Consider the following 16770-nt stretch of genomic DNA (forward strand, 5'->3'; position numbering starts at 1 on the left):
ATATACTGTTGTTGAGCGCGGATGGTTGCACAAGAAAATGGGGTTTCGCCTTTGGCGAAACCCCATTTTCTTGCAGGGTTTTTGCGCTGCGCGCGGCCTGAGATTTTTAGGGGGATAGTTATCAGAATAACATACCCGGATTGCCGCTGCGGGGAGCTTTGCCCAGATGTATATATGCTTTCTCTGTCACTTCTCTTCCCCGTGGCGTACGTTTAATAAAACCTTCCTGTATCAGGAAAGGCTCATATACTTCTTCCAGTGTGCCTGCCTCTTCACCTACAGCTGTAGCAATAGTAGTGATACCTACGGGGCCGCCTTTAAAGTTCTCTATGATGACCTGGAGTATACGGTTATCCATTTCATCCAGCCCGTACTCATCTACATTCAATGCTTTCAGGCTGAATTTGGCGATATCAAGATCTATAGTACCATTCCCTACTACCTGGGCAAAATCTCTTACACGTCTTAACAGGCCATTGGCAATACGGGGAGTACCACGGGAGCGCCTGGCTATTTCCATGGCGGCATCTGAAGTGATCTTTGTTTGCAATAAGCCGGCAGCGCGCCAGATGATCTTCTGTAATGTGGCAGCACTGTAATATTCAAGCCTGGACTTGATACCGAACCTGGAAAGCAGGGGGGCGGTAAGCAGGCCTGAACGGGTAGTGGCGCCTATCAGGGTGAAAGGGTGTAAGGTGATCTGGATAGAACGTGCGCTGGGCCCCGTATCTATCATAATATCAATACGGTAGTCTTCCATGGCTGAGTACAGATACTCTTCCACTACGGTACTGAGCCGGTGTATTTCATCGATGAACAGTACATCCCTGTCTTCCAGGTTGGTAAGCAGGCCGGCAAGGTCTCCCGGTTTTTCTATGACCGGGCCGGAAGTTTCCTTGATGTTCACGCCCATTTCATTGGCCACGATACGGGAGAGAGTAGTTTTACCCAGGCCCGGCGGACCATGGAACAGTATATGGTCAAGCGCCTCACCTCTCATTTTGGCGGCCTTGATAAAGATCTTCAGGTTCTCAATGATCTGGTCCTGCCCGGAGAAATCCACGATCTCCCGGGGGCGAATGCTGTTCTCAAACTCTTTTTCTGCCGCACTCTGGCGGTTTTCTTCTGGTCTTAGCGGATTGGACATATCAGGGCGAAAGTTACCAAAATTCCCCCGGTTACGATAGGCAGGTTGAACATTGTTTGGTATATTGTTGCAATAGATTAGCCCGTAAGCACATTAAAAACGAATAAATCCATTACATGAAGAAGCCGTATTTTTTATTACCTGTGATATGCCTCTTTACCTTTACCGCGCAGGCGCAGATAAAAGAAGCAGAAGTAAAGCGCATACTGTCGGTACTATCTGCCGACGATATGCAGGGACGTATGATCTTTACACCCGGCATAGAGAAAGCCGCAGTATTCCTGGAAGACGAATTTAAGAAGGCCGGTTTACAACCCCTGGATGGCGCTGCCAGCTACAGGCAGACCTTTGCCCGCTATAATATCCGTTCTCAGAAACAACAGCTGACCATCGGCGGCAAAGAGGAAGATGGGCAGAGAGTGATGATGATGGGCGTGGAAACACATCTTGAATGGAATGAAAAAACACCTGTTGAGGTGAAACAGCTCCGTGATACAGATAACTTCGATGCAAAGCTGGGAGAACTGAGAGGTGCTTCCCGCAATACACTGGTATGGGTAGATGGTATACACCGGGAAAAGTTCGAGACCTATTATAAGAGCCTGCATGAGGGAAACAGCAAGAGATCGCGCGATAGCAGCGCCGCTGTAGTATTGATCCTGAAAGAAGGACAGGAGTCAACACCGGATGTATGGGGCGTAAAGATAGATCAGGAGGTAGTGCGTATGCCGCTCAGCAACATTGCAGGCATGATTAAAGGCAGCAGCAAGCCTGATGAATATGTGATCTTTTCCGGCCACTATGATCACATAGGAATATTACCGCCCGTTGCGGGCGATTCTATTGCCAATGGCGCTGACGATGATGCAAGTGGCGTAACGGCAGTGCTTATGCTGGCTAAGTATTTTAAACAGCATCCACCGGCACGTACCTTATTGTTCGTGGCATTTACAGCGGAAGAATCTGGTGGTTATGGTTCCCGTTACTTCTCACAGCAGCTGAACCCTGAGAAGATAGTTGCTATGTTCAATATTGAGATGATAGGGAAGGAGTCTAAATTTGGCCAGAACAGTGCATTTATTACAGGGTTTGAACGGTCTGACTTCGGTACAATATTGCAGAAGAACCTGGAGAAGTCTGTGTTCCGTTTTCATCCGGACCCTTATCCGGAGCAGCAGCTGTTCTATCGTTCAGATAATGCTACACTGGCAAGGCTGGGGGTGCCTGCGCATACTATTTCAACTACGCAGATTGATAAAGATGAGCGGTATCATAGTGTGGATGATGAAATGGATAGTATGGATGTGAAGAATATTGCGAGTATTATACAGGCAATAGCTACAAGTGCTACTTCTATTGTGAATGGAGTGGATACGCCGACGAGGATAGATAAGGAGGGGGTGGGAAGGAATTGAGTAGTTTGATTTAGTGCGGAGTTGCTCAACAAATCGATTTTGCCGAAGGCGAAATCGATTTGTTGAGAGGGCTTTTTGCGCTGCGCGTAGCTGAGAAATTGGTTTGTGATGAATGCAATTTATTGTATGATCATTTGCAGGATAAGGTCAGGGTCAGGGCAGTTAGCCAGGAACCTGGCCTTTTCGCTGTAACGGCATACCCCGGGATAGTCACCGATATAACCTTCCATGTCTTCTATAACCTGGAAATGCAGGTGTGGCGGCCATTGTCCGTTCTCTTTGATATTTCCGAAATGGGCGATGATCTGTCCGGCAGCAATTTTCTTATTATCGTATAAACCTTCCAGGTCAGCTAGTGAAAGATGTCCGTACAGGGTATGAAAGATATGTCCTTCCAGCTGATGGCGCAGAATGATAGTAGCTCCATAATCTCCCTGCACATCATTAAAGCGGAAGCTGTGCACTTCCCCGTCCAGCGGAGCATATACCGGTGTTCCTGCAGGGCCCCAGATATCAATACCGAGATGTAAGCGCCGGGGCTCTCCTTCTGTATCAAAATGGCTGCTGCGGGCATAGATGGTGCGATGTTCCCCATACCCGCCAATACCCAGGCGGCATTGATGCTGTTGTAATGTTGTGGTTACATATTCACTGAACAGCGTAATATCGTCGAGGATGGTGGTTGTAAGATCGGTGTTGGCTGCTGTGAAGTCCATCCGCAGCAATTTTTCAGCCGGATCATGTAATACTACCGGCTGAAACGGCTGATACTTTTTTAAGAGATCTGTTAACATACAAACGGGTTAAAATAAGAAGGGCCTGTCACTGACAGGCCCCTGATATGATAAAGTAATTTATATTACAATATTGATCATTCTGCCTTTCACTATTACCATTTTCTTCAACGCTTTGCCTTCCATCCATTTCTGCACCAGCTCATTGGCCAGCACTTCTTTTTCTATCAGCGCATTGTCGGCATCCAGCGCAAAGCTCATCTCAGTACGCGTTTTACCGTTAACGGCAATAGGGTAAGCGAAAGCGCTTTCTTTAGTGTACTTCTCTTCAAACACAGGATAAGCTGCATCCAGTACGCTGGTAGTATTGCCCAGCAGGTGCCACAGCTCTTCTGCAATATGCGGTGCATATGGCGTGAGCAGGACCAGCAATGGTTCCAGTACGCTGCGTTTGTTACACTTCAGTGTGCTCAGCTCATTTACGCAGATCATGAACTGGCTCACAGCAGTATTGTAAGAGAAATGCTCTGTATCGTGATCTATCTTCTGGATAGTTTTGTGCAATACTTTCAGTTCTTCCGGTGTAGCATCGCCTTCTTTTACAATGAGGCCTTTCTGTTCATCAGCAAAGAGACGCCAGAGCTTTTTCAGGAAGCGGTGTACGCCTTCTATGCCTTTGGTATCCCAGGGTTTGGACTGTTCTACCGGCCCCAGGAACATTTCGTACATACGGAAGGTATCGGCGCCGAATTTCTCTACTACATCATTTGGGTTCACCGTGTTGAACAAACGCTTACTCATTTTTTCAAGCTGGGTGCCGCAGATGTATTTCCCGTTTTCCAGTATGAACTCAGCGTCTATGTAGTCGTGTCTCCACTGTTTAAATGCGGCTGTATCCAGTTCAACGCCGTCTACTATGTTAACGTCAACATGCAGTTCATCAGTTTCATACTTGTCTTTCAGACCGGCAGAAACAAATGTGTTGGTGCCGCGTACGCGGTACACCAGGCGGGAATTACCGCCTATCATGCCCTGGTTGATCAGCTTTTTGTAAGGTTCCTGGAAGCCTATATAACCGAGGTCATACAGGGCTTTGGTCCACAGGCGTGAATACAGCAGATGTCCTACGGCATGTTCTGTACCGCCAATATATACGTCTACCTGGTTCCAGTAATCTGTTGCTTTACGGTCAGCAAATGCTGCTGTATTCTGCGGATCTGTATAGCGGAGGAAATACCAGCTGCTGCCTGCGTAGCCGGGCATGGTGTTGGTTTCCCTTTTTGTATCTGCATCCAGGTTCACCCATTCTGTAATGTTGGCCAGCGGGCCTTCACCTTCTTCTCCTGGTTTGTAGTTTTCAACATGCGGCAGGGTAACGGGCAGTTCTTTGCTGTCTGCCGCGTAGGCTACACCATTCTTATAAACGATAGGGAAAGGTTCTCCCCAGTAGCGCTGGCGACTGAAACCTGCGTCCCTCATTTTATAGTTGATCTGCCTTTTGCCGATACCTGCTGCTTCCACTTTATCTATCACCAGGTCCATGGCGGCTCTCATTTCTATGCCGTCAAGGAAATCGCTGTGTTGCAGTATGGCATCTTTGGTAGGATTGGCCTCTTCTCCGTTAAAGGCATCCCCAATAATATTGGTGATGGGGATGTTGAAATGTTTAGCAAAGGAATAGTCGCGCTGATCGCCACAGGGCACAGCCATAATAGCGCCGGTGCCGTAGCCTGCCAGTACATATTCGGAGATCCATACTGGAATGCGTTTGCCATTGAAAGGGTTCAGTACGTAAGCGCCGGTGAAGCAGCCGGTGATCTGTTTTACTTCCGCCATACGTTCCCGTTCAGAGCGGCTCTGTACATAATCCAGGTATTTTTCCACTTCAGCCTGTTTGTCTGCCGTGGTGATACTGCTAACCAGTTCATGCTCAGGCGCCAGCACCATAAAGTCTACACCGAAGATGGTATCGGGGCGGGTAGTATAAACGGTTACAGCTTTGAATTCACTGCCTTCTATTTTAAAGGTGATCTCTGCTCCCTGGCTTTTTCCTATCCAGTTGCGCTGCATTTCCTTCATGGCATCGCTGTAGGCTACTGTTTCCAGGCCTTCCAGCAGGCGGTTGGCATATTCTGTGATACGGAGAAACCACTGCCTCATTTTCTTTTTGATAACGGGGTGGCCACCACGTTCACTAACGCCATTCACCACCTCATCGTTGGCCAGTACGGTACCGAGGGCAGGGCACCAGTTCACTTCGGCATAGGCCAGGTAAGCCAGGCGGTAGTGCATCAGTATTTCGCGCTGCCTGATCTCGGAGAACTGTTTCCATTCTTCTGCGGTGAATTGAATGGCACGGTCGCCGGGGCATTCAATGCCTGCGTTACCATTCTTTTCGAAAGCGGCCAGGAGGGTATCGATATGTTCTGCTTTCTGCAGGGAGCGGTTGAACCAGCTGTTGAAGAGCTGGAGGAAGATCCATTGGGTCCATTTATAATACCCGGGATCGCTGGTGTTCACTTCTCTTTCCCAGTCAAAGCAGAAACCAATGTTATCCAGCTGGTTACGGAAAGCTTTGATGTTCTGGGCAGTGGTGATGGCCGGGTGTTGCCCGGTTTCCAGTGCATATTGTTCTGCCGGCAGGCCGAATGCGTCCCATCCCATGGGATGGAGTACATTAAAGCCTTTCAGTCTTTTATAACGCGCATAGATATCTGATGAGATATATCCCAGCGGGTGCCCGACGTGAAGACCCGTTCCTGAAGGATAAGGGAACATATCCAGTACATAACATTTGGGTTTGGAGCTGTCATTGCTTACACGGTAAGCTTTTGTGCTTGTCCAGTGTGCCTGCCACTTTTTCTCAATCGCCCTGAAATTGTATTCCATATAAAAATAATCTGTCTGATCCTGTTTAAAATAACGTTAAAGGATGACAAAAGTAAACATAACTCCTAATTTTTATTATTTTCGCCAATAAACGGTAGATTAATGGCGCAGCAACCCGGGAAATCATCATCGAAAAAGTCTAAACCTTCCTATCTGTATTCTATTATTGGGGTGGCACTTGTCCTGTTCCTGCTGGGAACCCTGGGCCTTATTGTGATCCATGCCAATAAGCTGAGTGAGTTTTTCAAGGAAAGTATTGAGATCCAGGTGATTCTGAGGGACAATGTAAAGGAAGAACAGGCTATAGCCCTGAAAGATTCCATTGCCAGCAGGCCTTATGTGAAGTCTATCGAGTACGTATCCAAGGATATGGCGGCAGAGCGTTTCAAGAAAGAGTTCGGGGAAGATTTTATTAATCTGCTGCAGTATAATCCCTTGTATGCCAGTATCAATATAAAAGGTAATGCGCGTTATGTGAACCCTGACAGCCTGAGGGTGATAGAGGCCAGCTTAACGCAGCAGAATATAGTGAGGGAGATCTCTTATCAGCGTGGCCTGGTAAGTAAGCTGAATGAGAATGTAAGGAAGATAGGCCTGGTTATACTGGGTATCTGTGTGCTGCTGGCCGTTGTAGTGATAGTATTGATAGACAATACCATCCGTCTGGCCATGTTCAGCAACCGTTTCCTGATCAAGACCATGCAGATGGTAGGCGCTACCCGCTGGTTCATTGCCAAACCATTTGATATCAGGAGCATTATTAATGGCGCCCTGAGCGCTTTCCTTGCTATTGCCGGGTTGATAGGCATTCTTTACGGTGCAGACCAGCTGCTGCCGGAACTGAGCAGCATGCGGGACTACCTGATGATAACCGTGCTGTTTGTAGGAATGATAGTAATAGGTATCTGCATCTCACTGGTCAGCACACACCGTTCAGTGATGAAATACCTGCGTTTAAAACTGGACGATCTATATTGATTTTGATAATTTCACCATACTATGAGTAAAGCATTCAAACACGTAGAAAAGAATGAGGGTGACAGCCGCGCTGTTTTTGCAAAAGACAACTCCAAAATTATGATTGCAGGACTTGCAGTCATTGTAGTAGGATTTTTGCTGATGCTGGGTGGTAACAGCAATGATCCCAACTCTTTCAAACCTGAAGAAGTGTACAGCTTCCGCCGTATTACACTGGCGCCCATCGTTATTGTGCTGGGGCTGATAGTGGAGATCTATGCCATTATGCGTAAGCCTAAATAATCGGAATTATCAGGAACGTAATTTATAAATCCGGGCGATGAGCATTCATCGCCTTTTTTTTGAATGGGAGCAATACTCCGTGATTAAATCAGTAAGCAGAACATGAACATCTGGGAAGCGATCATTATTGCAATAGTTGAAGGGTTAACAGAGTTTTTACCGGTATCTTCTACCGGTCATATGATCATCACAAGTGCTTTGCTGGGCATTAACAAAGATGAGTTTACCAAGCTGTTTGAAGTATGTATACAGCTGGGTGCTATTCTTGCCGTAGTAGTGTTATACTGGAAGAAATTCCTGGTGTTTGATAAGAACAGGGTCAACTTTTATATAAAACTGATCGTAGCGGTTATTCCTGCACTTGCCTTTGGCGCGCTGTTCGCAGATAAGATAGATGCACTGCTGGAAAGCCCGCTGGTAGTGGGCATTACCCTGCTGGCCGGAGGTGTTGTATTGCTGTTTGTAGATGACTGGTTTAAAAAACCTGAGATAGAGAGTGATGAGCAGATGAACCTGTTCAAAGCTTTACGCATTGGTTTCTGGCAATGTGTGGCAATGATACCAGGGATAAGCCGCAGCGCTGCCACTATCATTGGCGGTATGCAGCAGAAGCTGACCAGGAACGTAGCGGCAGAATTTTCCTTTTTCCTGGCTGTGCCTACCATGGCGGCGGCTACCGGCTATAAACTGCTGAAAGGAAAGGACCTGCTGATGTCTAATATGGATAACCTTAAGCTTTTATTAATAGGAAACATCGTTGCTTTTGTAGTAGCCATGCTGGCTATCAAATTCTTCATTAACGCACTGAAAAAATATGGCTTCAGGGTGTGGGGGTATTACCGCATTATAGTAGGGATTGCTATTCTTATTGCAATCGCTATGGGGTACAAATTATCAGTGTAAAAAATTGTCGTAGCATTAAATGAAACATTTATCCCTGTTAATCTCAGCTGCACTTGTAGCAGGTACTGCTGTTGCACAGCGCAATTATGTGCCGGGCACTGTCATCACACATCAGAGCGATTCCCTGAAAGGGTTTATTGACTATCAGAACTGGAGTATCTCGCCAGGAGAGATACGTTTTAAGAAACAACTTGAAAATGCAGAGGAAGAGCATTACAAACCGGCTGATGTTAACGGGTTTGTGATCAGTTTACCGCAGGAAGAGGAAGTATATGTAAGCAAGCAGGTGTTGCTGGACATAACCCGTCATACTCTCTCCAACCTGATGGAAACTTCCGCAAGAGACCTGCAGGACTCTGTTGTTTTCCTGTCCCGTCTTGTGAAAGGTTATTATACCCTGTATGACTATACAGACATTAACAGCAGGGTACATTACGTTTATGAAAAGGAGGGAGAGACTCCACAGGAGCTGCTTATGCAAAAGGCATATGTTACCAACAGCAGGGGAAGTGGTGTATTTGAAGATAAAGCGTATCAGCGGCAGCTGGAGGAATTGTTTGCAGACAATTCCGGGATAAGCAGGAAAGGCCGTTCTGCTGCTTATGAAGAGAGGCCGCTGAAGAATATCTTCATCGCCTATAACAGTTATAAGGACCCTTCTTTTGTAGCTGTAGAAGAGAATAAGCGAACAAAGTACAAGGTATACTTTGGCGTAATGGCCGGCATATCATCCAGCAGCTATCACCCCGGTGGTGAAGCATCGTACTTTAAGAACAGTAAATACGATGGTTCTGTATCGTCTATCTGGGGTGTTTGGGTGGATATCCCTACGGGAAGGAACAGAAGACGTTTTTCTATTCCCATAGAGGCACATTATAAAGGTGTAAAGACCAATGGAAAGATAGACCTGTACAATGGTATACTGACGAGATTTGCCTTTGATTATGTGCAGGTGAACGTGATGGCCAGGTATACTTATCCGAAAGGATTTATCAGGCCATATGCCAATATTGGTATGGGAAATGCCTTTATGATAAAGATCAAGCAGAATGAGAAATCCACTAATGGTGGTGCTAACTGGTCAGAAGCGATAGATGGGCCGCGTAAGCATGAACAATCAATAATAGCCGGTATTGGCGCTACTGCAAGCCGGTTGGGAATTGAATGCAGGTACGTGGGCAGCACCGGGTTCTCTCCATATGGAGGTTCCGGCATTGGAATAAGAAGCTTTCAGCTCATAGCTACCTGCCGTCTTTAACCTTTCACTGCCAGCAGCAGCTCCAGGTCAGTATATTTCAGTTTGAATTTCTCACTCAGATGATAATTGGTGAGCGCGCCTTTGTAGAGATAGATACCATTGCGTACACCGCGCTTGATCCATACCAGGTTTTCAAAGCCGCCATCATCCGCCGCTTCCAGCAACAGGGGCATCAGTACATTACTGATAGCTTCTGATGCTGTGCGGGCAAAGCCTGAAGGTATATTAGGCACACAGTAATGCACTACATCATATTTCTTGAACACAGGGTTTTCGTGGCTGGTGATCTCTGAGGTTTCGAAGCAGCCGCCCCTGTCTATACTTACATCTACTATTACGGAACCTGCTTTCATGTTACTTACCATTGCTTCTGTTACTACAATGGGAGTACGTCCGCTCTGTGATGAAAGCGCTCCTACAGCTACATCTGCATTCTTTAACTGTTCTGCCAGTACTTTTGGCTGTATAACGGAAGTGAACACACGCACGCCGATATTATTCTGCAGCCTTTTCAGCTTATAGATGTTATTGTCGAACACTTTTACGGAGGCGCCCAGCGCCATTGCCGTACGTGCGGCAAATTCACCTACTATACCGGCGCCTATGATCACTACTTTGGTAGGGGGGATACCTGTTACGCCACCCAGCAGAATGCCTTTACCGCGGTTGCTGTTGCTGAGGTACTGGCCCGCCAGGAGCATTACTGCGCCACCGGCAATTTCACTCATCGCTCTTACAATAGGGTAAGTGCCTGCATCATCTTTCAGGTTCTCGAAAGAAAGGAGGGTGATCCGCTTCTCCATCATTTTCTGTACCTGTTCTATTTTAAGGGCAGCCAGGTGAATAGGGGAGATCACTATCTGATGGGGATGCAGGAGCTCTATTTCTTCGTCGCTCAGCGGAGCTGATTTTACAATGATCTCCGCCTTATATACTTCCTTTTTATCATAGAGTATTTCAGCACCGGCCTCTGAGAAATCTGTATCATAGAAATGAGAGCCATCGCCTGCTTTGTGTTCTACCACGATATGGTGCCCGTTGCTGGCCAGGATGCTTACCGCATCCGGTGTTAATGCGATACGGTTTTCCTGGAAAGAAGTTTCTTTGGGAATACCGATAAATAAACGGGAATTTTTTTGTGGAATATCCAGCGTCTCTTCCAGCGGTGAATATGTAAAACCAGCACTCACAACAGGTTTTTGCCTTTGCTCCATATGATTATCAAGATTGGTCCGGGTGAATTTTTCCGGGTATCCAAAGATACGTCATTTGTTCAAAGCTTTATCCGGCGCGTAATAGCCTTTTTTTATCCGGCAGAACAGATAGTTGCAGCCTGACCGTGTCAGGTGGCAGAAGATGAGCAACGATGTCAGGCCATTCCACAAAACAGATGGCGTTCTCTTTGTAGATGGTGTCTTCTACACCAGCAGCAATAGCTTCGTCTTCATCACGCAGGCGGTACAGGTCCAGGTGATAGATGCTGTGCAATGCGCCATTCTGCCTGTAAGCGTATTCGTTAATAATAGAAAATGTAGGGCTGGCAGTAGCATCTTCTACGCCTTTTGCAGCGCATAAAGCCTTTACGAAGGTGGTTTTACCTGCGCCCATGGGGCCTTCCAGTGTAAATATGTGTTGTGCGTTATAATGCTGCCAGAAGCTTTTAGCGGTTACTTCCAGCTCGTTTTCAGAAAAGGTCCATTCCATGCGGTAAATTTAAAGAATTTGATTTTTTAAATGAGGGAGGGACGGCAGCCGGCTGAAAATTCATACGGAGTTGCATTAATAATGAGATCCTTCAGAACTGATTGATAATGTGTAATATAGATGTATGATGGGAAACCCGGTTGCAATAATATTTTATTCACATAAATACCCGCATGATACCTTTGTATAGGTATTTTGATATTAATCATAATCATTGAAAGATGGAAACGATCAGTTGTAAAGTGATAGGCCTGCATTGTACCAATTGTGCACAAACAGTATCCCGCTTCCTGGAAAATAAGGGAATGCAGGATGTGAATGTAAGCTTTGCTACGGGCGACCTGAGCTTTACACTACCTGCCGGCGGTTCTGCCAGAGAAATGCTGAATGGCATTAACCAGCTGGGCTACCAGGTATTGCAACCTGATGAAGCTCCTCCCAAACTGGCCTTCCTCAATACCCTTCTCTTTAAATTCATTTTCTGCGCCATCTTTACCGCCCCGTTGCTTTTACATATGTGGGTAAACTGGGCATGGCTGCACAATCCATATGTTCAGCTTGCATTAGCCACTCCCGTATTCCTGACAGGGCTCTGGCATTTTGGCCGCAGCGCATGGAGATCGCTCGTAAACAGGATGGCCAATATGGATGTCCTGATCACACTGGGAGCTGTAGCTGCCTATGGTTACAGCCTTACCGGCACCCTGGGAAATATGGGGAGCGACTATATGTTCTACGAAACAGCCGCCGCTATCATCACACTGGTATTCCTGGGCAACCTGCTGGAAGAACGTTCCGTTAAACAAACCACCACTGCCATTACCGCACTGGCTAAAATGCAGGTGACCACCGCCCGTCTTATAGCTGACGATCATGGCGGACATGAACATATTCACATAGTAGATAACCGTACCCTCAAACCGGGCGATAAAGTGCTGGTGAACACAGGAGATCAGGTCCCGATGGACGGTACCATTTACTGGGGGAGCGGACATATCAATGAATCCATGATAACCGGGGAAAGTGAGCCTGTTGCCAAGAGAGAGAAAGACAAAGCCATCGGGGGCACCATCATGGAAGACGGCAGCATCAAAATGTTCATTACCGCTACCGGCAAAGACACCATATTATCTTATATCATTGAACTGGTAAAACAGGCCCAGGGCAACAAACCTCCCATGCAGAAACTGGCAGACCGTATCAGCGCCATTTTTGTACCGCTGGTACTGGGCATTTCCATCTGCACTTTCCTGGGCTGGCTGTTGTTTGGCAATGTAAGTACCGGCGGCGCTATTATGCGCAGCATTGCCGTTCTGGTAATTGCCTGTCCCTGCGCCATGGGACTGGCTACTCCTGCAGCCGTAATGGTAGGATTGGGGCGTGCAGCTCATAATGGCATCCTGATCAAAGGAGCCAACACACTGGAAGCATTTAAAGACATTAAATACGTGGTGCTGGATAAAACCGGTACACTTACCACCGGCAAGCTTAAAGTGGGAAATTTCCATGCAGAAGGCATGTCTGAACAGGTATTCAAAGCTACCGTATACAGCCTGGAGAAATATTCTTCCCATCCTATTGCCCGCTCCCTTTCCGGGTTATGGAAAGGAGAGGGGGAAGTGTCTTTGCAACAGGTAAGGGAAATAAAAGGCAGGGGAATGCAGGCAAAAGATAAAGAAGGCAATGAATGGAAGCTGGGATCTTATGCCATGGCAACAGAGGCTACTACAGATGACAGTCACAATATCTACCTCCTGAAGAACGGCGTACTGGCAGGTTGGGTTGATTTCAGCGATGAGATCAGGCCTGATGCCGTACAAATGGTGCAGCAGCTAAAGCAGAGAGGTATTGTGCCGGTATTGCTGAGCGGGGATACTGAACGCAAATGCCGGGAACTGGCGCAGCAGGTAGGTATCACGGAAGTCTTTTCCGGGCAGACGCCGGAACAGAAGCTGCAACAGATAGATGTACTGATGCAGAAAGGGGCAGTGGCGATGGTGGGAGATGGGATCAATGATGCTCCTGCGCTGGCTAAGGCCAATATCGGTATTTCCCTGAGCGATGCTACCCATGTTGCTATGCAGAGCGCCAATGTGATCCTGCTGAACAGCCGCTTATCCAACCTGCCGCTGGCACTGGGATTGGGTAAACATACTTATCTGACCATTAAGCAGAACCTTTTCTGGGCATTCCTGTACAATATTATTGCTATTCCTTTTGCAGTATCCGGTGTATTGAGCCCTGTTACCGGAGCAGGTATTATGGCATTATCTGACATCGTGCTGGCTGTGAACTCTGTGAGATTGCGGTATAAGAAAGTAAATTAAGCGTAAAAGAATTGCTCATCAAAAATCCCTTTCGCCGAAGACGAAAGGGATTTTTGATGAAGAAGAAAGTGGCCTGCAGCCGGCTTAAAGCTGTTATACAAATCCTTTCTTTACTTTTACAGCTGCACCAGATATGTCCAGTCCAACAACAATACTCAAACAATACTGGGGTTATGACCAATTCCGGCCCTTACAGGAAGACATTATCCGTTCTGTAAGCAACGGGCAGGACACTCTCGCCCTCCTGCCAACAGGAGGGGGAAAGTCAGTCTGCTTCCAGGTGCCGGCGCTCATGAAGCCGGGAGTATGTGTGGTGGTAACGCCGCTGATAGCCCTGATGAAAGACCAGGTAGCTAACCTGAAGCGCCGTGACATACCCGCTGTAGCTATCTATGCCGGTATGTTCTACCAGGATGTGGAACGGTTGCTGGAGGAAGTGCGCAGGGGTAAATACAAATTCCTTTACATCTCACCCGAACGTTTGCAGAGCAAACGCTTTCTTGAATATTGCGACGGCATGCCTGTCAACCTGCTGGCTATAGACGAGGCGCACTGTATTTCCCAATGGGGGTATGATTTCAGGCCTGCCTATCTTGAAATAGCCAATATCCGCAGTTATTTTCCCGGGGTGCCTGTACTGGCGCTGACAGCATCCGCTACTCCGCGGGTACAGCGGGACATCTGCGGGAAGTTGCTGATGCAGCAACCGGCGGTCTTTACAAAGAGTTTTGCCCGTCATAATCTTTCCTACAGCGTTATAAAAGAAGATAATAAACCGGAGAAGCTGCTGCACATCATACAGCGGGTGCCCGGCACTGCTATTGTTTACTGCCGCAACCGCAAGCGTACCCGGGAAATAGCCGATATGCTGGAGCAGAACGGCATTGCTGCTACTTATTATCATGCCGGGCTTACGGGAGATGAACGGAGTACAAGACAGGACCTGTGGCTGAAAGGCAGGATAAGGGTAATGGCCTGTACCAACGCATTCGGCATGGGTATAGATAAACCGGATGTAAGACTGGTAATACATTATGACGTACCCGACGGACTGGAAGCTTACTACCAGGAGGCCGGGCGCGCCGGCAGGGACGAGCAGAAAGCATATGCTGTATTGCTGTACCAGGAAGCAGAACTGGAGGGAATGACAGACAACATTGCCTTGCAATTTCCTGAGCTGGAAGAGATCAGGGACGTTTACCAGGCGCTTGTCAATTACCTGCAGGTACCTGTAGGCAGCGCAGAAGGGGTGTACTTTGATTTCGATATCAACGATTTTGTAAGCAGGTTCAAACTGAATATTACTACCGCCTATAGCTCACTGAGAATAATGGAACAGGAAGGTATCCTGCAGCTCAGTGAAAGTGTATTCCTGCCTTCCCGTGTGGAGTTTGTGACCAATAAGGAAACGCTGTATGACTATGAAAGCATGCAGCCTGCAATGGAGCCGCTTATCAGCTGTTTACTGCGTACCTATGAAGGCATCTTTGATACACCTACTGTAATTTATGAGAAGCAGATAGCGCGTTTAATAAGATGGAAGGAATCTGCTGTGGTAGAGGCGTTGCTGTTACTGCATCAGCAACGTATTATCAGGTATAGTCAGCGTAAAGATGAGCCACAGCTATGTTTCCTGCAGGAAAGGCTTTCTGCCCGGCAGCTGCGTATAGATATGGAACGTGTGAAGGCAAGGATGAAAGTATATAAGCTGCGGCTGGATGCTGTGATAAACTATGCAAGGAATACGGATATCTGCAGGACGCAGGCGCTGGTAAAGTACTTCGGAGAGAAGGATACGCCAGCCTGTGGGAAATGCGATGTCTGTTTGCAGAAAAAGGAAAAGCCGCTGGATGGAATCGCTATGGCGCGACTGGCAGAGTTGTTGTTTGAACAGCTGGATATGGAGCCCAAGCACTGGAACCAGGTGTATGAGCAGTTAGCCGATGAAAAGGAGAGTCATTTGCTGGAGGTGATGCAATATTTAATTGCTGAGGGGAGGGCCGGCCGTGATAAAGACGGCAGGGTGTTTAAAGGGAAAGGTTAACCAGGAAGCAGTGCTTCCCGGTTAACTGTAACAGTTATTTCTTTACTGGTATTACCTGGCCTGCTTTACTGCTGGCAAAGGCAGTTTCAATAATACGGATCACATTGACAGCATCTGCCGGTTGTACCGGTACAGGCGCGCCTGTTGCAATAGCTTTATGTACCCCGTCAAAATATTCAAGATAGTTGCCTTTAGGAGAAGGCAGGTATTGCCTGATCACTTTTCCATCTTTCTCTGTGTGCAGCAATCCCCATTCATGTATACCTTCTTCACCCCATCCCGGAGCGCCGGGCATGAGCCCCTGCAGCAGCATATTCTCCTGGGTATCTGCTTTCGTTTTAATGAAAGAGCCTTTACGGCCGTGGAACTGGTAGGAAGGTAAAGGTTCTCTTACCAGGTAGTTGCTTTTCAGTCTTACGCGAAGTTTATCATAATACATGACCAGTTCGAAGTAGTCATCCACTACAGATTCTTTCCTGATAATGCGGATGTCTGCCCATACAGCGTCCGGCATACCGAACAGTTGCAGGGCCTGGTCTACCAGGTGTGAGCCCAGGTCATACAGGCAGCCAGTACCTGGCAGAGAGGTCTCTTTATGTTTTTTATAGCTCAGTTCTTCCTTGAAGCGGTCATAATGGATCTCTGCTTCCAGCAGGTCTCCCAGGTCGCCGCTCTGTATTACCTGTCTTACTATTTTGAAGTCGCTGTCAAAGCGCCTGTTGTGATATACGCTCAGCACAAGTCCTTTTGACTTAGCCAGGGCAGTGAGTTCTTCTCCTTCTGCGGAAGCTACGGTAAAGGGCTTTTCCACTATCACATGTTTGCCTGCCTGTAATGCGGCTTTGGCATATTCGTAGTGGGTGTAATTGGGTGTGTTAACGACAACCAGTTCAAGTGAGGCATCCTGTAACATCTCTTCAACGCTGGCATATACTTTTACATCAGGGTAGCGTTGCTGTGCTGAGTGTTTGCTTCTTTCTACTACAGCGGTGAAGGCAAAGCCGGGATGTACGTGTATAAAGGGTGCGTGGAAGATATGGCCGGACATGCCGTAAGAGCAGATGCCTGTTTTAATTATTTTTTCCATAA

13 protein-coding genes are annotated in these 16770 nt (G+C 47.3%); 7 read left to right on the forward strand and 6 right to left on the reverse strand.

Annotation, left to right across the window (positions count from 1 at the left end; all coding sequences use genetic code 11):
- Positions 1 to 121: 121 nt before the first annotated feature.
- Complete coding sequence (ruvB, locus tag GO493_RS04960; protein ID WP_157304987.1) at positions 122 to 1147, reverse strand: Holliday junction branch migration DNA helicase RuvB; 1026 nt, start codon at positions 1145 to 1147, stop codon at positions 122 to 124.
- A gap of 116 nt (positions 1148 to 1263) precedes the next feature.
- On the opposite strand from ruvB, the gene GO493_RS04965 reads away from it, so the two are divergent.
- Complete coding sequence (locus GO493_RS04965; protein ID WP_157304988.1) at positions 1264 to 2562, forward strand: M28 family metallopeptidase; 1299 nt, start codon at positions 1264 to 1266, stop codon at positions 2560 to 2562.
- Between the two features lie 119 nt (positions 2563 to 2681).
- On the opposite strand, the gene GO493_RS04970 is transcribed toward GO493_RS04965, so the two are convergent.
- Entirely contained in the window at positions 2682 to 3356 is a 675-nt protein-coding gene (locus GO493_RS04970) for a peptidoglycan DD-metalloendopeptidase family protein (RefSeq protein WP_157304989.1), read from the reverse strand.
- Positions 3357 to 3416: 60 nt separating this feature from the next.
- Complete coding sequence (gene leuS, locus GO493_RS04975; protein ID WP_157304990.1) at positions 3417 to 6185, reverse strand: leucine--tRNA ligase; 2769 nt, start codon at positions 6183 to 6185, stop codon at positions 3417 to 3419.
- 102 nt (positions 6186 to 6287) lie between these two features.
- Between leuS and GO493_RS04980 the strand changes: the two genes are divergently transcribed.
- The 4 genes from GO493_RS04980 (at position 6288) to GO493_RS04995 (ending at position 9606) form a co-directional block, all read left to right on the forward strand.
- Positions 6288 to 7163, forward strand: coding sequence for a cell division protein FtsX (locus tag GO493_RS04980; RefSeq protein WP_157304991.1), 876 nt, complete (start codon positions 6288 to 6290; stop codon positions 7161 to 7163).
- 21 nt (positions 7164 to 7184) lie between these two features.
- A complete protein-coding gene (locus GO493_RS04985; protein ID WP_157304992.1) occupies positions 7185 to 7445 on the forward strand; it encodes a DUF3098 domain-containing protein in 261 nt (86 codons plus the stop codon).
- Positions 7446 to 7547: 102 nt separating this feature from the next.
- Complete coding sequence (locus tag GO493_RS04990) at positions 7548 to 8348, forward strand: undecaprenyl-diphosphate phosphatase (protein ID WP_157304993.1); 801 nt, start codon at positions 7548 to 7550, stop codon at positions 8346 to 8348.
- Positions 8349 to 8367: 19 nt separating this feature from the next.
- The gene (locus tag GO493_RS04995; protein ID WP_157304994.1) at positions 8368 to 9606 is read left to right on the forward strand and encodes a porin family protein; all 1239 of its coding nucleotides are present in this window, start codon (positions 8368 to 8370) and stop codon (positions 9604 to 9606) included.
- Here GO493_RS04995 and GO493_RS05000 read toward each other — a convergent pair.
- Complete coding sequence (locus tag GO493_RS05000; RefSeq protein WP_157304995.1) at positions 9603 to 10820, reverse strand: alanine dehydrogenase; 1218 nt, start codon at positions 10818 to 10820, stop codon at positions 9603 to 9605. The two genes, GO493_RS04995 and GO493_RS05000, sit on opposite strands and share 4 nt — an antisense overlap.
- A 67-nt stretch (positions 10821 to 10887) precedes the next feature.
- Complete coding sequence (gene tsaE, locus GO493_RS05005; protein WP_157304996.1) at positions 10888 to 11310, reverse strand: tRNA (adenosine(37)-N6)-threonylcarbamoyltransferase complex ATPase subunit type 1 TsaE; 423 nt, start codon at positions 11308 to 11310, stop codon at positions 10888 to 10890.
- Positions 11311 to 11531: 221 nt separating this feature from the next.
- Here tsaE and GO493_RS05010 point away from each other — a divergent pair, with 221 nt between their 5' ends.
- Together GO493_RS05010 and GO493_RS05015 are read left to right on the forward strand one after the other, a co-directional pair.
- Positions 11532 to 13637 carry a heavy metal translocating P-type ATPase gene (locus GO493_RS05010; RefSeq protein ID WP_157304997.1) on the forward strand — a complete coding sequence of 702 codons (2106 nt, stop codon included), beginning with the start codon at positions 11532 to 11534 and terminating at the stop codon, positions 13635 to 13637.
- 133 nt (positions 13638 to 13770) lie between these two features.
- Positions 13771 to 15681, forward strand: coding sequence for a RecQ family ATP-dependent DNA helicase (locus GO493_RS05015; protein WP_157304998.1), 1911 nt, complete (start codon positions 13771 to 13773; stop codon positions 15679 to 15681).
- A gap of 34 nt (positions 15682 to 15715) precedes the next feature.
- Here the strand turns inward: GO493_RS05015 and GO493_RS05020 are convergent, their stop codons facing one another.
- Positions 15716 to 16768 carry a Gfo/Idh/MocA family oxidoreductase gene (locus tag GO493_RS05020; RefSeq protein ID WP_157304999.1) on the reverse strand — a complete coding sequence of 351 codons (1053 nt, stop codon included), beginning with the start codon at positions 16766 to 16768 and terminating at the stop codon, positions 15716 to 15718.
- Positions 16769 to 16770 lie beyond the last annotated feature (2 nt).

The sequence above is a fragment of the Chitinophaga tropicalis genome, from assembly GCF_009758205.1.
Taxonomy (GTDB): domain Bacteria; phylum Bacteroidota; class Bacteroidia; order Chitinophagales; family Chitinophagaceae; genus Chitinophaga; species Chitinophaga tropicalis.